This is a genomic window from Leptospira kemamanensis, assembly GCF_004769665.1.
In the GTDB taxonomy this organism is placed as follows: domain Bacteria; phylum Spirochaetota; class Leptospiria; order Leptospirales; family Leptospiraceae; genus Leptospira_A; species Leptospira_A kemamanensis.
This window is the reverse complement of sequence record NZ_RQGG01000051.1, coordinates 65,997-85,131: the sequence shown is the minus strand read 5'-3', so window position 1 is coordinate 85,131 and position 19,135 is coordinate 65,997. Positions and strand designations below refer to the sequence as shown.

General features: G+C 40.3%; 19 protein-coding genes. 7 read left to right on the top strand and 12 right to left on the bottom strand.

Going from position 1 to position 19,135, the window contains the following annotated elements; genetic code table 11:
• Positions 1–24 precede the first annotated feature (24 nt).
• The 7 genes from gap to EHQ59_RS17425 are packed head-to-tail and all read left to right on the top strand — an operon-like array spanning position 25 to position 6,111.
• Positions 25–1,032, top strand: coding sequence for a type I glyceraldehyde-3-phosphate dehydrogenase (gap, locus tag EHQ59_RS17455; RefSeq protein ID WP_135621238.1), 1,008 nt, complete (start codon positions 25–27; stop codon positions 1,030–1,032).
• A 1-nt stretch (position 1,033) separates the two neighbouring features.
• Positions 1,034–2,224 carry a phosphoglycerate kinase gene (locus tag EHQ59_RS17450; RefSeq protein ID WP_135621237.1) on the top strand — a complete coding sequence of 397 codons (1,191 nt, stop codon included), beginning with the start codon at positions 1,034–1,036 and terminating at the stop codon, positions 2,222–2,224.
• A gap of 1 nt (position 2,225) precedes the next feature.
• Positions 2,226–2,975, top strand: coding sequence for a triose-phosphate isomerase (gene tpiA, locus EHQ59_RS17445; RefSeq protein WP_135621236.1), 750 nt, complete (start codon positions 2,226–2,228; stop codon positions 2,973–2,975).
• 9 nt (positions 2,976–2,984) lie between these two features.
• Entirely contained in the window at positions 2,985–3,317 is a 333-nt protein-coding gene (gene secG / locus EHQ59_RS17440; RefSeq protein WP_012389055.1) for a preprotein translocase subunit SecG, read from the top strand.
• Positions 3,277–3,945, top strand: coding sequence for an LIC_12096 family protein (locus tag EHQ59_RS17435; RefSeq protein WP_135621235.1), 669 nt, complete (start codon positions 3,277–3,279; stop codon positions 3,943–3,945). Before secG ends, EHQ59_RS17435 begins: the two co-directional genes overlap by 41 nt.
• Position 3,946: 1 nt before the next feature.
• A complete protein-coding gene (locus EHQ59_RS17430) occupies positions 3,947–5,101 on the top strand; it encodes an LIC_12097 family sensor histidine kinase (RefSeq protein WP_135621234.1) in 1,155 nt (384 codons plus the stop codon).
• Positions 5,098–6,111, top strand: a complete 1,014-nt coding sequence (locus tag EHQ59_RS17425; RefSeq protein ID WP_135621233.1) for a response regulator transcription factor — start codon at positions 5,098–5,100, stop codon at positions 6,109–6,111. Before EHQ59_RS17430 ends, EHQ59_RS17425 begins: the two co-directional genes overlap by 4 nt.
• Before the next feature lie 116 nt (positions 6,112–6,227).
• On the opposite strand, the gene EHQ59_RS17420 is transcribed toward EHQ59_RS17425, so the two are convergent.
• The 12 genes from EHQ59_RS17420 to rpsR are packed head-to-tail and all read right to left on the bottom strand — an operon-like array spanning position 6,228 to position 19,094.
• Entirely contained in the window at positions 6,228–7,295 is a 1,068-nt protein-coding gene (locus EHQ59_RS17420) for a hypothetical protein (protein ID WP_135621232.1), read from the bottom strand.
• Between the two features lie 13 nt (positions 7,296–7,308).
• The gene (locus EHQ59_RS17415) at positions 7,309–8,553 is read right to left on the bottom strand and encodes a nicotinamide-nucleotide amidohydrolase family protein (RefSeq protein WP_135621231.1); all 1,245 of its coding nucleotides are present in this window, start codon (positions 8,551–8,553) and stop codon (positions 7,309–7,311) included.
• 6 nt (positions 8,554–8,559) lie between these two features.
• On the bottom strand, positions 8,560–10,335 hold the full coding sequence (gene argS / locus EHQ59_RS17410; RefSeq protein WP_135621230.1) for an arginine--tRNA ligase: 1,776 nt from the start codon (positions 10,333–10,335) through the stop codon (positions 8,560–8,562).
• On the bottom strand, positions 10,332–10,592 hold the full coding sequence (locus EHQ59_RS17405) for a hypothetical protein (RefSeq protein WP_135621229.1): 261 nt from the start codon (positions 10,590–10,592) through the stop codon (positions 10,332–10,334). The genes argS and EHQ59_RS17405 overlap by 4 nt, the downstream gene beginning before the upstream one ends.
• Positions 10,589–11,338: a DNA repair protein RecO gene (gene recO, locus EHQ59_RS17400; RefSeq protein ID WP_135621228.1), complete on the bottom strand. Its 750-nt coding sequence runs from the start codon at positions 11,336–11,338 to the stop codon at positions 10,589–10,591. Before recO ends, EHQ59_RS17405 begins: the two co-directional genes overlap by 4 nt.
• Positions 11,339–11,803, bottom strand: coding sequence for an rRNA maturation RNase YbeY (gene ybeY / locus EHQ59_RS17395; protein ID WP_135621227.1), 465 nt, complete (start codon positions 11,801–11,803; stop codon positions 11,339–11,341).
• Positions 11,800–14,166, bottom strand: coding sequence for an HD family phosphohydrolase (locus tag EHQ59_RS17390; RefSeq protein WP_135621226.1), 2,367 nt, complete (start codon positions 14,164–14,166; stop codon positions 11,800–11,802). The genes ybeY and EHQ59_RS17390 overlap by 4 nt, the downstream gene beginning before the upstream one ends.
• A complete protein-coding gene (locus EHQ59_RS17385) occupies positions 14,163–15,170 on the bottom strand; it encodes a PhoH family protein (protein WP_135621225.1) in 1,008 nt (335 codons plus the stop codon). The genes EHQ59_RS17390 and EHQ59_RS17385 overlap by 4 nt, the downstream gene beginning before the upstream one ends.
• Before the next feature lies 1 nt (position 15,171).
• Complete coding sequence (gene aspS, locus EHQ59_RS17380; RefSeq protein WP_135621224.1) at positions 15,172–16,977, bottom strand: aspartate--tRNA ligase; 1,806 nt, start codon at positions 16,975–16,977, stop codon at positions 15,172–15,174.
• Positions 16,978–16,988: 11 nt separating this feature from the next.
• Positions 16,989–18,332 (bottom strand): replicative DNA helicase, encoded by a 1,344-nt coding sequence (gene dnaB, locus EHQ59_RS17375; protein WP_135621223.1) that lies wholly within the window; start codon positions 18,330–18,332, stop codon positions 16,989–16,991.
• A gap of 21 nt (positions 18,333–18,353) precedes the next feature.
• Positions 18,354–18,800, bottom strand: a complete 447-nt coding sequence (rplI, locus tag EHQ59_RS17370; protein WP_108958491.1) for a 50S ribosomal protein L9 — start codon at positions 18,798–18,800, stop codon at positions 18,354–18,356.
• A 9-nt stretch (positions 18,801–18,809) separates the two neighbouring features.
• Positions 18,810–19,094, bottom strand: a complete 285-nt coding sequence (gene rpsR / locus EHQ59_RS17365; protein WP_174705011.1) for a 30S ribosomal protein S18 — start codon at positions 19,092–19,094, stop codon at positions 18,810–18,812.
• Positions 19,095–19,135: the final 41 nt, after the last annotated feature.

Sequence of the window (19,135 nt, the reverse complement as noted above, 5' to 3'; positions counted from 1 at the left end):
ATACGAGCCTTTTAGGAGAAACTCATGGTAAAAATCGCAATTAATGGTTTTGGTCGCATCGGACGACTTGTGCTTCGTTCCGGAATCAAAGATCCCAATTTAGAATTTGTCGCAATCAACGACCTAGTGACCCCAGACAACCTTTCTTATCTTTTTAAATACGACTCCACTCATGGTCGCTTCGACGGGGAAGTTTCTCACACCGACAACGAAATCATCATCGATGGCAAAAAAGTAAAAACCTTCTCGGAAAGAGACCCAGAAAAACTCCCATGGAAAGAACTTGGAGTCGACTTTGTGATCGAATCTACTGGTCTTTTCACTGACCGAGTGGGTGCAGAAAAACACATCAAAGCTGGTGCCAAAAAAGTGGTGATCTCAGCTCCTGCCAAAGACAAAGACATCCCTACTTTTGTAATGGGTGTAAACCACGAGAAATACGATGCAGCAAAAGACAATGTGGTTTCGAACGCATCTTGTACGACTAACTGCCTGGCTCCGATCACAAAAGTGGTTCTTGACAACTTTGGAATCGTAGAAGGACTCATGACCACCATTCACGCGATGACAGCAACCCAACCAACGGTAGACGGACCTTCTAAAAAAGACTTCCGTGGTGGTCGTGGTGCCGCTCAAAACATCATCCCTGCTTCCACTGGTGCTGCGAAAGCAGTAGGACTTTGTATCCCTGAAGTCAATGGAAAACTCACTGGTATGAGTTTCCGAGTTCCAACACCAGACGTATCCGTTGTGGACTTAACTGTTCGCACAGAAAAGCCAACAACACTTGCAGAAATCAAAAAGAAAATGAAAGAAGCAAGTGAAGGTTCTATGAAAGGAATCCTTGGTTATACAGAAGATATGGTAGTTTCTAACGACTTCCTAGGAGACATTCGTTCTTCTATCTTTGATGCAGATGCTTGTATTGAACTAAGTCCTACTTTTTTCAAACTCGTGTCTTGGTATGACAACGAAATGGGATACTCCAACCGAGTATTAGACCTCGTACGTTACATGGCAAAAAAAGGCTAAGATGAAATTACCTCTTCTAGAAGAACAAAATCTAAAAGGAAAACGAGTCTTTGTTCGTGTGGACTTCAATGTCCCTGTGGAAAACGGAAAAGCCACGGACAAAACTCGTATTGAAAAGACCCTCCCTACTTTGGAACTTCTCATTTCCAAAGGTGCTAAAATCATTTTGGGAAGCCATTTAGGCCGACCAAAAGGGGGACCGGAACCGAAATATTCCATGAAACCAGTGTTTGATGTTCTATCCACACTCGTAAAAACCAAAGTCAGTTTTTCAGAAGCTGTCATTGGGGCACCTGTTGTGAAGTTATCAAATGAACTTGGGGAAGGTGAAATTTTACTTTTAGAAAATCTTCGTTTCCATAAGGAAGAAGAGGAAAATGCACCTAGTTTCTGTAAGGAACTAGCCAAACTCGCTGACGTATATGTCAACGATGCGTTTGGAACCGCACATAGAGCCCACGCTTCCACAGAAGGTGTGGCTCACCTTCTCCCTGCGTTTGCAGGACTTCTGATGCGAAAAGAAATTGAAGTACTCAGTGGGCTTCTTGCAAAACCAGAACGTCCTTTTGTGGCGATTGTAGGCGGATCCAAAGTCAGTTCCAAATTTGCGATTTTAAAAAACCTACTCGAAAAAGTAGACCACCTCCTCATCGGGGGCGGTATGGCGTATACTTTCCTCAAATCAAGAGCTGTTCCCATTGGAAAATCCCTTGTGGAGCCAGAATTCGAATCCCAAGCCTTCCAATTGATTGATCGTGCTGGTGTGCAAGGGGTAGACCTTCAAATCCCGGTGGACCATATCATTGCCGACAACTTTGATCCGAATGCAAAAACGAAATCCGTTGATAAAATGGGAATTATCGATGGTTGGATGGGTATGGACATTGGACCGAAGACCATCGACAATTATGTAAAAGCAATCAAAGAGGCAAAAACCATCCTTTGGAACGGTCCGATGGGTGTGTTTGAAATGGATAAGTTCTCCAAAGGAACCATTGAAATTGCCAAAGCCATCAGTAAGTCCAAAGCCAAAACCGTTGTAGGTGGTGGAGACTCCATCGCTGCCGTGAACAAAGCGGGTGTGGCTGACAAAATCACTCATATTTCCACAGGTGGTGGTGCTTCCTTAGAATTTTTGGAAGGACGCACTCTCCCGGGTGTTCAATGTTTACTCCCAAAGGAAGAGAAATAAGATGAGAAAGAAAATCATAGCCGGAAACTGGAAAATGAACCTGACCCTTGCAGAGGCGAAATCCATCACATCTGGATTGAAAACTGCCAGTGATTCCTCCGCTTATGAAGTCATGGTCTTTCCAAGCGCTCTCCATTTAGAAGTTGTTTCTTCGATCGCCAAGGGTTCGAAACTCATCGTGGGGGCACAAAATGCCTACCAAGCAGGGCTTACGGCGATGACAGGAGAGATTTCTCCTGTGCAACTGGGTGAACTTGGGATCAGGACCGTTCTTGTCGGTCACTCCGAAAGACGACAATTTCTCGGGGAAACGTCTGAGTTTGACAATGCAAAGATTGCCTACTTTTTGAAAACGGGACTTCGTGTTGTGTATTGTGTGGGTGAAACTTGGGCCGAACGAGAAAAGGGACACACCTTCTCCGTCTTACAAGACCAAATCAAAAAAGGTCTAAAAGAAATTACAAGTGACCTCTTCCAAAACCTAGTCATTGCTTACGAACCTGTTTGGGCGATCGGAACAGGAAAAGTAGCAACACCTGTGGAAGCAGAAGAAGCACATGCATTTATCCGTAAAGAAATTGGCAAACTCTTTGTGGGAGCAGACCAAGTGGCAGAAAACATCCAAATTCTCTATGGTGGATCTGTGAAACCAGATAACATCAAAGAACTTCTCGCCAAACCAAATATTGACGGTGGCCTCGTGGGAGGAGCTAGTCAAAAATTAGATTCATTTTTAGGACTTTTAAAATAAGGAAACTTTATGGGATTTTTTGCAGGAACCATTCTCACTCTTTTTGTTCTACTTTCACTTTTCCTCATCCTTCTTGTGATGATCCAAACGGGAAAAGGTGGAAGCGCAGGAATGCTCGGCGGATCCACCGCTAGCCAATCTGTGTTTGGAGCTTCAACGGCCGATGTGATGACGAAAACCACACGTGTTGCCGCGATTCTTTTTATTGTATTGTCACTTGCTCTTTCCTTTGTTTTCGCAAAGAAAGATGAAGTTTTGGTTCCTGACTTGGAACCTAGTTTGGAAGCTCCGGTAGAAACTGATGGAACCACTCCCGAAGTACCGGCACCTAGCACTCCTTAGTCTTTTTTTACTGAGTGTCAACCTCTTCGCAGAGGTTGACATTACCGAAAAAGAAAATCGTTTAAACAAGGAAATCTTAAGCCTTTACCGAGACATCGCGAAGGCTCGGGATCTTTTGTCTTACGAACAATTGTCTTCTTTACCCGCCAATACTACCATTCAGTTTATTGGAACCTATCCCAACAGGACGGGTCTACGCATTCGTAAGTTTAAAGTAGATCCAGACCCACAAAACAAAAACCGAATCAAACATTCAGAAGAAAAATCAATTTTATTAGAATTCAATGGTTCTGTTCTTTCCAAAGTGGAAATCCAAATCACTACAGAAGATACGGAAATTGAACAAAAAACAAGAACCAAAATCATAGATACAACTCCTCTAGATGATTCGGTGAATGATATGGTAATTCAATTTTCGGGAATCGATGGATCTGATAGTTTCCCCCTATCCTCGTTACGAAATGACTCTGTCAAACAAGAGCGTAACGATTTCAAAAAGGATTTTTATATCAAATTTTTATTGGATTTTCATAGCCAACTGACTTCGATTACCTCCCTTCAAAAAACAAGTGGCAACAGAAACCAAAAGAAGATGTTTAAACAATTGAACCAATCTTTAGGATACTAAATTGTCAGAACTTAAAAACAATGGTGATTCCCATTCGATAGATAACATCGAAAAAGTGGCCGAAAAAGCCAGAGAATTGGAAGCTATTTATGATGTGGTTCAAGATCCCCTTGTCCTTATCGATTCAGACTTCAACATCCAAAGAGCCAATTTAGCAACCATCCTCTTTGCTAAAAACAATAAATACGATGAACTTTTAGACAGAAAATGTTACGAAGTTTTATACCAACGAACAGATGTTTGTCCTTATTGTCCCAAAATCAATGTTAAGACCAAAGAAAAAACTCAAAGTTATTCGACTCCCATCACTCGCGAAATTTTTTTTAGATCCGAAGACAAAAAACAAACCTTACTTTTAGAATTTTACCCATATCCCAAACAAGAGGATTTGTTTTGGATGGTGGAAAAAATCTCTGACGTTACCAAACAAAGAGAAAAAGAAGAAGAATCCTTTCGGATGCGTAACCTTGCATCCCTTGGAATTTTAATTTCAGGGATTGCCCACGAATTAAACAACCCATTAACAGGAATTAGTTTAACCCTTCAAAACCTCAAAGCAAACTGGCAAAACCAGCCCCCAGAACAAATTGAGAAACGATTGGATATGATTAAAAATGATATCTCTCGTGCAGCAATCATTGTTTCGGATATCATCTCTTTTGCCAAAACAGATAAAGTGAAAGTCACACTTGGTGATATTGTGGAAACGATCAATCGTGCCAAAGATACAATCATTCGACTTTACCCTCATTTAAGTAAAAACATCAATTGGAAAATCACTTGTGACCATGAGTATCAGTTCCCCTTCCATCCAGGAAAAATGGAACGTCTCTTTATGAATTTATTTCGGAACTCTTTGCAAGCATTCGATTACAGACCTGGTGAAATTAGTATCGAAATTCGAAAAACCAAAAACTGGCTGCATATCATCATTGAAGACAATGCAGGTGGAATCCCCGATGCCATCATCCAAAAGATATTTGATCCTTTTTTCACAAGTAACAAATCAGGAACAGGAACAGGCCTTGGTCTTTCGATTTGCCACTCCATTGTCAAAGAACACGATGGGAATATCTCTGTAAAATCAGTAGAACAAAAAACCAGATTCACGATTTCTTTTCCGCTCACAAATGATATCACGGAGCCAAGTACATGAAACAATCCATATTGATTGTAGAAGACATCCATTCCATTCGCGAAGCCATAATGGATTTGTTAAGCACAAAATACAATGTATTTGGTGCGGAACATTTTGAAGAAGCTGTTTGGTATTTGACTAATGAAAAAATAGACTTAACCATCACTGACATTCGTTTGCCTGGAAAATCCGGAATCGATCTTGTGAAACTCATCCAAAAAGAATTTCCACATGTGTTGTATGCACTGATGACTGCTTACAATATCAATGAATACATAAAGTATGCCAAAGATCTACAAATTTGGAATATCATCCCCAAATATAGTTTTTTAGATATCCACCTCATCGAAGTGATGGTAGAAAAATTATTATCCAATGATATCTTTGGAATTGAAAAGTATTTTGCAAAAGACTTCCAGGTATTTGATCAGAATATCAATAGTGAGTTTGAAGAGGCCCCGATCAATGGGATCGTTTACAAACAAATTAAATCAGATCAAGATCGTTCCATCCTCTGTGGGAAAATTTCGAAAAACTTAATCCAACTCGGTGCCCCTAAAGCCATCCAACAGGTACTTGAGGAACTTACTTCCAATGCGATGATCCGAGCTCCCAGAACCAACGAAGGGGAATACAAATACCAATTTGAAATTCCGAGTCATGATATGGTAGTGCCTCTCGACAATATCCAACTCATGCCGGACGATTATTTTCTGATTGGATATGGATCCACAGAAAGTACAATTTTTATTGTTGTTCGAGATCAGTTTGGATCCCTTCGGAAAGAGGAGATCTTACACCGATTGGACAGACATATTAGCATTGATGAAACCACAGGTTTTCCAAAAGGGTTAGAAGATAGCCATGGCCGAGGGCTTTATATTTGCCGAGAGATTTCAGACCAACTGATCTTTAATATCAAACCTGGAGTTTGTACAGAAACCATTTCGATGATCAACAGGGAAGGAAGAACCGGATTTAAATCCTTATCCATCTATGAAGTGGATCCAAAATCGAATTCGCTTTAAGAACCTTTTTTAAAACAAAAGAATGAAACACGGATTCCTTTTGATGTTCATTGCCATCGGAACAACTCGAATCTATCATTGAAACCCTATGGATTCGAAAAAAATCGTATCCATTTTCACAATTTTTGAAACTGCACCAAATCTGTTTTTGTTTCCATATAGAAAACGGAATTGGATTTTCCTGGAAAAAACCGAATCGGAAATTCCGTCGGTGCGATTCTTTTTTTTCGGATTAGATCCCCTTTCCCATTCAGAAACAATAATTCTGAATCCACTGCTGTTACGACAAAAGAGTCGGTAGCAAAAATAGACTGGTACACACCACCTTGTTTGGATTTTGTTTTTTCCCAAACCAACTTTCCATCTTCATAAAATTGTAAGGACTCAGGTGTCTGCAAAAATATTTGTCCTTCGTTTCCTGTTGCTAAGTACAATTGGTGAGGATAAAATTTGACTAAAGGAAATTCTTCTATCACTTCCCCTTTCGCATCTAATAGAAGAATCCAGTCTTTGTCCTCAACCGAATAATGTACGGATACGAGTTTGCCATCTGGAGATAAAGAAACCGATTTAAAAAATGAATTTTGTTTTTCTTTTGAAAGATCAAATCCAAAGATAAGATTTGCTTTTTCATCTAAACGGTAAATTTCTCCACCCGAAAACAAAACCACAACCCCTTTGTTTTTCGGATCAAATTGGTAATCGGTCAAAAACCTTCCATTTAACTCTTGTTTACCGATCCGATTACCACTTTCATCCAGTAAAAATACCGTATTATTATCACCGGATAAATACAAAACGGGGGAAGCATAGTATCCACTCCTTGGATAGGAATTGATTGGTTTTTTCCAATAGAGTTCACTGCTATCGGAATAAAAATTTACCTCATCTCCAATTTTCTCATACAAAAGGTAACCATTTCCAAGTAACGGAAAATCGACTAGATACTTGGGATCAATCTCTGGCCGAGAACTCGTTTTAAAGGAGTAAAACTGTTTGTTGAATTTGTAACCATTGATGGTTTTCAATGGGTCTTCTCCTAATTTCGGAGAAGTAGTTCCAAATCGACCTTCTAAATTCCAAATCCACGTTTCCCTAATGTTTGGAACAAATTGTAAATCCACATCCCAACTCAAATAAAACAAAATGAAAAATCCAAGGGAATACAAGATGTTCTGAAACATATTTGATACGATCCTAGTGTTTGAATGATTGGTATACTAAAAATAAAGCGGTGTTACTTGCATTTTCGCGAATGGATTCCCGGTTACCTGGAAATATATATCGGTGTACGGAGACGTTTCCATTTGGTTCCCGAAGTCCTATGCAAACTGTTCCCACCGGTTTTTGGGGACTCCCACCTTCTGGCCCCGCAATTCCTGTGATGGAAATTCCAAAATCAGTTTCTGTTTTTTGGCATAGACCTTCTACCATGGCCTTTGCCACTTGTTCACTCACTGCTCCATGAGTCGTGATCCATTCCATAGGGATTCCCAGTAAGGACGATTTCATTTCATTGGAATAGGTTAAAAAACCACCAATAAAATAAGAACTAGAACCTGGTTGTTCTGTCAGTTTTTTTCCAAGAAGTCCACCCGTACAACTTTCTGCCACTGAAATCGTTAACTTATCTTTTAACAACCGTTCGTGGACAAATTGAAATACATCATCAGAGATGATTTTTGGATAGGTTTCTTCTAATCTTTGGATGATGGTAGAAAGTAAGGGTTCATTTGTAGATTGAAAGATACACTTAATATAACCTCGATTAGCAGTAACTCCCCATTCCGCTTCCGAAAAAAACTCTATCCTATTAGGTTCAATAAAATCGTTTTGAAATAAGGATTCACCGATATTCCATAACCATTTTGTTTTTTGGACTAAGTTCTCTCTTGGGTAGAATTTTTTTAATTCAGGGACAAGGCGTCGTTTGAACATCTCTGTCATCTCAGAAGGGACACCAGGCATACAGACTAAATAAGAATGATCCCCTAAGGATTCTATGAATCCCACGGCAATGCCAACGGAGTTATCCAATGTTTTACAGCCTTCAGGAACAAATGTTTGGCGAAATACATTTGGTAGGATATCTTTATATTCCTTTCCTCTGGCTTCATAGATTTTAGTTAGCCGTAGTTTTGCTTTTTCGACAGAATAGGATGTTTTTCCAGTTAATGTGAGAACCGTTTCTAAGGTATAATCATCTTCTGTGGGTCCGAGTCCCCCTGTCATAATCGCTAGAACTGGTCTTTCTTTGGCTAGTGTTTGTAAAGATTGTAACTCAGATAAAATGAGTTTGGGATCGTCCGGTAGGGTAATGAATTTTTTTACCTTCCAACCGAGTTCAAACAATTGGTTGGCGATCCAACCAGAGTTTGTGTCCAAACTCCTTCCTGCAGTGAGCTCCGATCCTGTCGACAAAATGACAATGTAGGGTGACACGTGCACTTACGCTTCTTCTTTGGACATTTTTTCAGGAGCAGAAATTCCAAGAAGTTCCAAACCCGAAGCGATCGAAAGTTTAGTAAAGTAGATGAGTAGGAGTAAGTGATCTCTTTCTTCACCTTGTTTTTCCTTAATCCGGTTGTCCTTATGTGAATAAAACTTGGTAAAGGCTTTACTGAGGGATTGTAGGTAGTTCGTTAGGCGGTGCGGTTCGAGGTTTGTCGCTGTGTCATAAACTTCTTCTTGGAACCTGGACACCCAAAATAAAAGGCGAAGTCGTTCTTCTGATTGAAACCATTCTCCATTCAATGTGGAAGGAGCCTTCCAATCGGATAAAGAGATTTGTAATTCACGAAAGATGGAGCAAACTCTGGCATGGGCATATTGGATATAAAACACAGGATTTTTATCCGACTCATCTTTGGCTAAGTCCAAATCAAAATCAAGGGGAGCATCCGAACTACGCATGAGGAAAAAATAACGGCCCACATCCTTTCCATTTTTTCCCAAATACGCAAGTAAATCCCGCATGGTTTGGAATATCCCAAGACGTTTACTCATCTTTACTTTTTCTTTGTTTTCAATGAGGTTTACTTGTTGGGCGATGAGAACCATAAAACTCTCTTTTGGTTTCCCAAACGATTCGACGGCACCTTTTAATCGCGCGATATAACCATAGTGGTCTGGTCCCCAAATATCAATGAGTTTATCAAAACCTCGTTTGTATTTGTCATAATGGTAGGCAATATCTGCCATGAGATAGGTTGGCCTTCCATCTTCTCTTCGAATCACTCGGTCTTTATCATCACCATACTTTGTGGATAAAAAATGAAGTTTGCCATCAATGGTAGTCACATCTTCCTTTTTCAAAAGAGAGGGAACTGCTTCCACCGCTCCCACTTCGTGTAAACTTCTTTCGCTATAAAACAAATCAAAGTTGACTCCAAATAATTTGAGATCTTCTTTTTGCCTACTTAGGTTGTATTCCACAGCATACTTGGATAAAAACTGAACCAACTCTTCCCAATTTTTTTTGGAAATCCACTCTTCTACTTGTTTTCGTTTCGTACCATCAATAAGTAATTCTTTGGCAATATCTTTGATGTATTCTCCACGATAACTTTCTTTTGGTAAAATTCGTTTTTCAATCAGAGGAAATACGGATTCATCACTTTCTTCTTCTTGGAAAGAAATGGATTCTCCCTTTTCCTCAAAGATACGTAAGAGTACAGCCACACCCAAAAGATATACTTGGTTTCCATAATCATTTACGTAAAACTCTCGTTTGACGGTGTGTCCAAGGCTTAAAAGTAAATTCGCAAGAGCATCCCCATATGCTGCAGACCGGGCAGACACAATATTCATAGGTCCAGTGGGATTAGCAGAAACAAACTCAAGTAATACGTTTTCTGTAGTTTCTGTTTTGGCAAACGAAACGACTGGTTCCATCACCGATTTTGCATACTGGACTAAAAAAGAAGAACGGATCCGAAAATTGATAAATCCTGGTGGGGAAAAAGTGACAAATTCAAAAATAGAATCATTTTTGATCTCCAATAAAACCGCTTCTGCAATTTCTTTTGGATTCAATTTTAGTAAATTTTTATTTTCTAAGGCAAAGGGAGAGGAGTAATCACCAAATTTTTCATCCCTAGAGTATTCAATTCGGATTTTAAAATCAGAGAGTGGCAGATCTACATTGAGTTTGGAAAGATACGATTTGACCGCCGTCTCGAGTTCTTTTAATACAAGATTCTTTAATAATTGATTGGCTTTCATTTTTCTATTTTTAATTCCATCTTTAATTGGTCTGCATTTTCCCATAGTGCAAAACTTTTGATTTTGAAACGTGTGACAAAATTGGGAATGGTTTCCTTCGGATCACGAAAGATGGCTTGGAAGGAAACTTGTTTCGGTTGGGAAGTTTTGGAAAAAGAAGACGATTTCAAGTTCTCAGATTTTAAAAGCAATTGAAAGAGAGCAAGAAATACGGAAACCGTCATCACTAACAAAATGGTTTTGGTGATAAAATTCATAAATCCCCAATGGTTTTATAAAATTCAAAATAGGACTTTAACTCTCTCCCAAAAAGAGACCGTAAAAACTGATTGAGGATCAAATCCCCTTCTCTGTATTCCGTTTCTTTTGGAAAGATAGCCAGCACATTTGAAAATTTCTTAGATAACATTGTAGAAAACAGTTTTAAAACAGGCAAATGATCTTTGGTGATGGGATGACAATCCGAACATAAAAATTCACGGGAATCCACAGAGAAATATGCCTTTGTTTTCGTTAAGACTTCTTCCCCGCAGGTATGGCAGTAAAACTCAGATGGGAAATGGCCCATATGTGTCAAAGCTCGGAGTTTAAAAAACGGTAAAATTTCTTTTCGAAATCCATTGGCATTGGAGGTCTCCAAACTTCCTTGGAGCAATTGGTATAAAAAAGGATGACTCTCTCCTTCCGGATACAAATGGGCGGTTAGTTCTGTGATGTACAAAACAAATAGAGTTCCTACATAATCAGATTTTAATTCATCAAAACGTTTGGTGAGGTGGATCTCTTTTGTTGACTTCCAATCTTTTTCGGCTTGGTCATAATAATCCACTTCCACAAGGCATCCGAGTTCAGTAGAGATGATGGCACGTCTTTTGGACTTCCGAATCCCTTTGCTGATAAAATTCATTCGGACTTGGGTTTCCCCAGCTAAACTGATCAGACGATCACTATCCCCGATGTCCTTACTTTGGATGATAATTCCCGTTTCTTTCCGAATCGCCATTTACGAAACAAAAACCAAATCCAAACATTGATCTTCCATTTTTCTCATTAGAATCGCATCTTCTTCGTTTGTTTCATGATCGAAACCAAACAGGTGTAAGATTCCATGTACAAGCAAACGATAAAATTCATCTATGACGGAGTGACCAATTTCCAATGCTTGTTTTTTACATGTTTCCATGGAAATGACAACCTCTCCCAAAATTTGAACAGGTAGTTTTTCCACATTGGAATACAAAGGAAACGATAAGACGTCCGTTGGTTTTTCTTTCCCGCGACGTTCCCCATTGATTTCTGTCATCTGGGCATCATCCACGAGTAAAATAGAAAGTTCTAATGCATGCAAAAAGGAAGGAGCTAAATACTTTAAAATACGTTCACAGTTCCCAAGAACTAATTCTGGATCAATTTCGGATTGGTTGGTTTCATCGTTCCACTCGGTGGACACCAAAAGGGAGGAATTCATCGCTTTGACTTTTTGGAATTGGCTGATTCTAATGCTTTTGTGTCTTCAGGTTTTGGATACTTGGGTCTTTGGTGGAGACTAGAAAGTAATACTTCCTTAAAACTTCCTTTGATGATTTCCAAATCTCCTATGGTTAATCCACTTTCATCCAATTGATTCTCAGCCAGTTTGGAATTGATGATTTTACGAATTAAATCATCCAAACTTTCGGGGGACACTTCGTCTAACGAACGAGAAGCGGCTTCCAAGGAATCCGCAATCATCACAATGGCTGTTTCCTTACTTTGCGGTTTTGGCCCTGGGTATTGAAAATCTTTTTTGTTTATATTTTTACGAGCACTGCTTGGGATTTCTTGTAAAGCCTTGTGGTAAAAGAAAGCCATGGTAGATGTTCCATGGTGTTCTGGAATAAAACTGATGATCTCACGCGGAAGCCGTGCTTTTTTAGCCATTTCAATTCCATCTAACACGTGATCGATGACTGTCTTTGCAGCAAGAGCCGGATTATTTTTATCAATGTGTTCCGGTTTTGGGATCAAATGTTGGTTTTCGACAAAAAATCCAGCATTCGGAATTTTTCCTATATCATGAAAGTAAACACCAACTCGCACAAGAAGGCGATCCAGGTTTAGGTTTTGTGCCGCTCGTTCGGAAAGAGCTGCCACCATAAAGGTATGTGTGTAGGTAGAAGGAGCTTTCGTAAGAAGCTGTTGTAAGAGAGGATGGCCCGTATCAGCCAGTTCAATCAACTTAAATCGAGTGGGAATATTAAAAATATATTCATAGAGGGGAAGTAAAAACTGAACCGCAGTCGCACTCGCAAAGCCATTCACAAAACACATCACAGTGATTCGAAACAAATTGGAATTGGTTAGATCTTTAAAAAAACCAGCTCCAGTGGATACGTAAAACTCCCGTCCATCAAAGAGATACCCTGCTGTTGTCACAAGGATTTGAACGAAGGTAAGTAAAAAACCCGCTTTTAAAAAATCGATTCGTTTCAGTAACCTTCTTCCATAAATGGAGCTCATCACCGCCACGGTGAAAGCCAACATAAAAGAAGTAGGATTGTACCGAGAGGCAAAAAACACAGCAAAGGCTAAAAAGAATCCAATCGCTATTGAAAGTTGTTCGTCATACACAAATCCGAGTAACAAACATAACATCCCAACCGGGACAAACATTCCGAAATAATACACTGCCGACAAATCACTGTCAGTTGCATAAAACACCTTGGATAATAAATAAATCGAAGCAATGACAATCCAAAGAGTAAAAAAGATGATGAGGTTACTGGAAAGGTCATTTAACCGGTTTGGTCGGTACCGAATCAAATAAAAGCCAACGATGACAATGAGAACACATTGTGTGAGAAAAATAGAAATGATGGATGCAAGGTTTGCTCTTGTGGCATACAAATTCATCATATCCAGTTTTAACTTCACTTCGGGTGTGATGACATCCCCTGCTCTGACGATGATTTCGTTGGCTTGGATTCGGCTTTTTTGTACGGATACAGCATTCGCAGCTTTTAACCTAGCATTCTCTGTTTCTTCCGGGTTGTAATTACAAGCGGGATAGGAATATACATAATACAATCCAATTCTAGAAACAGCTTTGAGAAGTGAGTCGGAAACATTTGGCAATTTTTCAGAAGCTAACTTAGATAATACGGAAGTGACAGGACCATCTTTGTAAATTTGTGACCTAGGGATCACCAAGTTTCCATCAATAATGGTGGTATGGTCTTGGGTTCCAATGTTTCGAATTTTGGCACCTGCTTTGTCTAAGTCTTTGGCAAAGGATAAATCTTCTTTGACAATACAGTACTTCGAAAAAATCAAATTGGTGTATTGTTGGATGAAGTTTTTTAATTTTTCTTTTTTCGGATAATCCAAAATCGCTTGGATTTCATCATTGGTACGATTGCGCCATCTTGGGATGCGATCTTTGATCACGGAAGGATTGGATTTTCCTTCTTGGATGATGGAACGAAGGATTTCTAGGTCTTCCGATAAATTGGTATCGATTCCTGAGGCAAGGACACCAAAGTCTTTATCAAAAGCAAAAGGGACATTGGCCTTTGCTTTTTGCCTTTCTAAATTGGTTTTTTCTACGTCTTCATAAGAAAATTCTTTTACGGATTGGATGGTTTCGGGGGCAATTTTCCCTTCGGAAAATAATCCATCTGGATCCGTATTGACCTTGGATTGCCCAAAAAAAGGAATCGAAAGCACGTAGGTCACAAATAACAACGTAAGAGAAACTAAAATGATTTGGATGTTACGAACAACGGAGACTGGTCTAACTTTTGTTAAAAAGTCAGTCACACTTGTCATCGAAGAATCAATGATTGCTTTCATGGTTTTTTGTTAAAAAGGCTCTCGTTTTCTTCAAATCGTCGGACAATCGATTCCACTATCGGGTGACGGGTAATGTCTTCTCTTCCGAAAAAAATTGTCTCTATTCCATTCAAATTTCGGAGTGTGTAAACTGTTTTTTCGAGCCCCGATTTGCCATGAGCCAGGTCAATTTGTGTGGCATCTCCCGAAATTGCCATTTTGGAATTTTTCCCAAAACGTGTGAGAAACATTTTGAGTTGGGGAAGTGTGCAGTTTTGGGCTTCATCTAAAATGATAAAGGAATGAGAAAGAGTTCGTCCACGCATAAAGGCAATCGGAGCAATTTCAATTTTTCCCACTTGTAAGTATTCACTAGTTTTTTCAAAACCAATACACTCGTGTAACGCATCATAGATGGGACGTAAATACGGGTTTACTTTTTGCGTTAAGTCACCCGGTAAAAAACCTAAGTTTTCTCCAGCTTCCACGGCTGGTCTTGTGAGGATGAGCCTATCCACTTCTCCCGTTTGCATCATACGACATGCTGTGGCAATGGACAAAAAGGTTTTTCCAGTACCCGCAGGTCCCATGGCAATGGTGATGTAGTTTTTATGCAGGCTATCCACAAAACTTTCTTGGTTTTTGGTTCTTGGGAAAATGGGTTTCCCTTTAAAGGTGACAAAAATTTTGTCTTTGGGTGTCCAAGTTTCTCCCGCTGTTTGGAAGTCAGAAGAGCCAGGTGTTGGCCAACCACCACTCGAGTCTTTGACCTTATTCACCAAATAATCGATATCAAAAAAGGAATATTCGGATTTGTCAGGTCTTCGTTTGAAATTTTCTTCTACTTTGCGAAAGGTATCAAGGGCCACTTGCACATGATCCTCACTTCCTTGGATAATCAGAGACTTCCCTCTGGGGATAAGTTTTACATTCAGTCGACTTTCCCATAACGGGAGTTTGCTGTCACTGATCCCACATACCGTTTGGTAGAGGGATTCTTCCTGGAATGTAAAACTTTCATCCATACTAAATTGTGACTACCCTGAGTTTGAGTTCTTCTAATTGTTTTGCTTCGACAGGACCTGGCGCTTCACTCATCATACAAGTTCCTTTTTGCGTTTTTGGGAAGGCAATCACATCACGGATCGAAGTTCCACCAGTGAGTAACATCATAATGCGATCCACTCCAAAGGCAATCCCACCATGAGGAGGAGCACCAAAGGATAAAGCATCGAGTAAAAATCCAAACTTGGATTTTGCATCTTCTTCTCCAATCCCAATCGCCTCAAGCACTAGGCTTTGGATCTCTGGGTTATGAATACGAATCGATCCACCACCAATTTCTGTTCCATTCAGAACTAGGTCATAAGCTTTTGCACCAATCGAAGAAAGGTCAACTTCTTTCCCTGCCTTCCAATCTCTTAGTTTTTGGAAGTCCTCTTCTTTGGGAGAGGTGAATGGGTGGTGGAGAAAGGTCCAAGTTTTTGTGGTTTCATCCAACTCAAACATAGGAAAATCAACCACCCAATGGAAACTATAAGGAACCTTAGGTGGATCGTATTTTTCTGATAATTTCAAACGTAAGGCACCAAGAGAGGCATTCACAATCTTAGACGAATCTGCGCCAAAAAATACCATATCCCCTTCTTTGGAACCCACTGCTTTCGCAATGGCCTCTAAAGCTTCTGGAGTGAAACGTTTTGTGATCGTTGATTCGAGTCCGTTTGCTCCATGTTTCATGTAAGCAAGGCCTTTGGCACGGAAGTCGCGAGATAGCCATGCAGTGAAGTCTTCGATTTCTTTCCGTGAGATCGTAGACCCACCAGGAACACAGATCGCTTTGACCACACCACCACTTGCGATGGCACCCGTGAAGACTTGGAAGTCACAAGATTTCACAAGTTCCGATACATTCACAAGTTTCATTCCAAAACGAATGTCTGGTTTGTCAGATCCGTATTCTTCCATCGCCACATGGTATGGCATGGTGGCAAAAGGAGCATTCACTTCTAATTGAAACACTTTTTTTAAGGCATACGCCCACATAGCTTCGATTTCACGACAGATGTCTTCTTCCGTCACAAAAGAAAATTCCATGTCTAACTGTGTGAATTCCGGTTGGCGATCAGCACGTAAGTCTTCATCCCGAAAACATTTTACGATTTGGAAGTATCGTTCCATTCCCCCAATCATCAGGATCTGCTTGAAAAGTTGTGGTGATTGTGGGAGTGCATAAAACTCACCTGCATTCAAACGAGACGGTACAAGAAAGTCACGGGCTCCTTCTGGAGTGGATTTATTGAGAATCGGAGTTTCAATTTCCAAAAAGGAATGTTGGTCTAGGTATTCCCGCAAAGCAAAGGTTAGTTTATGGCGGAATACCAAACGATCCCGAAGTTCTTCTCTTCGCATATCGAGGTAACGATACTTCAAACGAATTTCTTCGCCCGAAGGATCAAACTCATCTAAAGTGAAAGGAGGAGTTTTGGATGTATTTAAGATTTCGATTGCTTCGGCAATGAGTTCGTATTTCCCAGTTTCCATCTTAGGATTGATGGATTCCGCATCACGAAGGGAAAGTTTTCCTTTCACTGCGATCACATACTCGGAACGAATTTTTTCGACTTTGGAAAAATCATCTCCCAAGATTTCTTTTCTTGCTACAATTTGTAAAATTCCAGAACGATCCCGAAGGTCGATGAAGATCACTCCCCCTTGGTCGCGGTAACGAAACGCCCAACCGGAAAGGAATAATGTTTTACCAACGGAAGCATCTGAGACACTTGTTGCGCTAATTCGATTTTTGTATTCTGATGTTACCCACTGATTCAATTGAAAACCTCTTATAATGGAACGTTATCGAAACGACTGATTTTCGGATTGAACATCAATGGAAAATCGGCCGTTGCTCCCGCTCTGTTTTTGGCGATGATGATCTCAGCCATTCCCCTTTTGTTTGGGTCAAGCTCTTCGGGAGGTTTCACCATTTCTTCCCGATAAATAAAACATACAATATCCGCATCCTGTTCAATAGCACCTGACTCCCGTAAGTCGGAAAGTTGTGGCCTTTGGTCTTTGGAGCGGTTTTCAATGGAACGGTTCATCTGCGATAAGGCAATGATGGGACAACCCACTTCCCGTGCCATTTGTTTGAGTCCTCTGGAAATATTGGCAACCTCTTGTTGGCGTCCACCCATAGCAGCTTTCGGATCACTCATGAGCTGCAAGTAATCCACAATCACAAGGCCCACTTCTTCTGTGGTTCGAAGTTGGCGTAGTCTTGCCGAAAATTCTTGGATGGTTAAATACCCTGAATCATCGATGTAAAGGCTTGCAGAAGTGATATTTCCAATACTATCTTTTAATTGTGTCATCTGTGCGGAGGTGAGTGTTCCCGCTTTTAAAGCATAGGAATCAATCCGTGCATCAGCACTAATGAGTTTGAGAAGGAGCTCGATCCGGCTCATCTCGAGCGAAAAAATAACAACTGTTTTACGTTCTTTCAAAGCAGCATTGGCTGCGATATTCAATGCAAATGTGGTTTTACCATTTCCTGGACGGGCAGCAAGGATCATAAGTTCGTGTGACTTAAGACCAGTGGTTGCCATATCAAGTCCCGTAAAATGGGTTTTTAATCCATTGATACCACCGGTTCCGTTTTGGCTTGCCGCCACAACATTTTTGATGTAATCGATAAGGGCATTGGCATCATCTTTTACTTTTCGTAAACCTTTGGATCTCTCTTGGCGAGAGATATCCATAAGCGATTGTTCCACAAGACTGAAAACAGAATCGTTTTCCCCAGGTTCAATTTTGACTTTGTCAATGGCTTGAGAGAGAGCTTCGACATACTTTCGTCTGTCGGAAACACGTTTCACACGCCGCACATAATATTCTAATGGTTGGAACGGAACTGTGTCTTTGTAGAGAGATGTGATGTATTCCAAGTCACGAGATTCGTCTTTAAAGAGACGTTTTTCTCGCATTTGGTTTGTGACCGTAACTAGGTCAATGTTTGTCCCTTCATTGATGAGGTCAGTCACTGCTTCGAAGACTCTTCTATGGGTATCCATATAAAAGTCTTCTGGACTCAGACCTAAGTCTTCCTGCCCGGCTACCCCTCGCATGAGTAGGTAACCGATTAAGTTCTTCTCAGACTCTATCTCCTGAAGGGGGTTAGAATTCATCGAAAAAGCGTTAGTGTAAGACTATGCTTGGCCGACGACTTTCACTACGATTTGAGGCACAACACCTTCAGCCAAACGAACTTTGATTTTAAACTCACCAACCGATTTGATTGGCTCGCCTAACTCTAGTTTACGTTTGTCGAGTTCTACACCAGTGTTTTTAATTGCGAGAGCAATATCATTCGCTGTTACAGAACCAAAAAGTTTGTCGTTCTCACCCACTTTTACTTTCACTTCGTATGTTTTACCATCAATCGAAGAAGAAAGTTCTTTCATCACTTTCACACGTTTGTCGCGTTTCAGTTCAGCAAGTCTCTTTTGGTGGATCGCTGCTTTTGTGTTACCATCGTTTGCACGTACGGCAAGTCTTCTTGGAATGAGGAAGTTACGTGCATAACCATCAGCAACTTCTTTTACATCCCCAGCATCACCAAGATTTAATACGTCTTTTTGTAATACAACTTTCATCCGTAACTCCTACAGAACTTTAAACGGTAGTAAACCGATGGATCTGGATTTTCTGATTTCACGAGCAAGGGCTCTTTGGTGTTTGCCACAAGTTCCTGTGATTCTTCTTGGAATGATTTTACCACGATTGGTAACAAATCTTTCTAAGATATCAACTCGTTTGTAATCTAAACCTGCAAGTAACGCTTTGTCAGCGCAGAACTTACATACTTTCTTTTTGTATTTTGCGTTTTTACGACCGAATTTACCTTCTCCGTCTTTACCACGGAAACCGCCTTTTTCGTCGTCATCCATCCCGTCCATACTCTCACGGGAATCTACTCTTGTATCATCAA

Bases quoted from the DNA above. Each gene is read 5' to 3' on its own strand.
- gap (WP_135621238.1), top strand. From the start codon at position 25: ATGGTAAAAATCGCAATTAATGGTTTTGGTCGCATCGGACGACTTGTG.
- EHQ59_RS17450 (WP_135621237.1), top strand. From the start codon at position 1,034: ATGAAATTACCTCTTCTAGAAGAACAAAATCTAAAAGGAAAACGAGTC.
- tpiA (WP_135621236.1), top strand. From the start codon at position 2,226: ATGAGAAAGAAAATCATAGCCGGAAACTGGAAAATGAACCTGACCCTT.
- secG (WP_012389055.1), top strand. From the start codon at position 2,985: ATGGGATTTTTTGCAGGAACCATTCTCACTCTTTTTGTTCTACTTTCA.
- EHQ59_RS17435 (WP_135621235.1), top strand. From the start codon at position 3,277: ATGGAACCACTCCCGAAGTACCGGCACCTAGCACTCCTTAGTCTTTTT.
- EHQ59_RS17425 (WP_135621233.1), top strand. From the start codon at position 5,098: ATGAAACAATCCATATTGATTGTAGAAGACATCCATTCCATTCGCGAA.
- EHQ59_RS17420 (WP_135621232.1), bottom strand. From the start codon at position 7,295: ATGTTTCAGAACATCTTGTATTCCCTTGGATTTTTCATTTTGTTTTAT.
- argS (WP_135621230.1), bottom strand. From the start codon at position 10,335: ATGAAAGCCAATCAATTATTAAAGAATCTTGTATTAAAAGAACTCGAG.
- EHQ59_RS17405 (WP_135621229.1), bottom strand. From the start codon at position 10,592: ATGAATTTTATCACCAAAACCATTTTGTTAGTGATGACGGTTTCCGTA.
- recO (WP_135621228.1), bottom strand. From the start codon at position 11,338: ATGGCGATTCGGAAAGAAACGGGAATTATCATCCAAAGTAAGGACATC.
- ybeY (WP_135621227.1), bottom strand. From the start codon at position 11,803: ATGAATTCCTCCCTTTTGGTGTCCACCGAGTGGAACGATGAAACCAAC.
- EHQ59_RS17390 (WP_135621226.1), bottom strand. From the start codon at position 14,166: ATGAAAGCAATCATTGATTCTTCGATGACAAGTGTGACTGACTTTTTA.
- EHQ59_RS17385 (WP_135621225.1), bottom strand. From the start codon at position 15,170: ATGGATGAAAGTTTTACATTCCAGGAAGAATCCCTCTACCAAACGGTA.
- dnaB (WP_135621223.1), bottom strand. From the start codon at position 18,332: ATGAATTCTAACCCCCTTCAGGAGATAGAGTCTGAGAAGAACTTAATC.
- rplI (WP_108958491.1), bottom strand. From the start codon at position 18,800: ATGAAAGTTGTATTACAAAAAGACGTATTAAATCTTGGTGATGCTGGG.
- rpsR (WP_174705011.1), bottom strand. From the start codon at position 19,094: ATGGATGACGACGAAAAAGGCGGTTTCCGTGGTAAAGACGGAGAAGGT.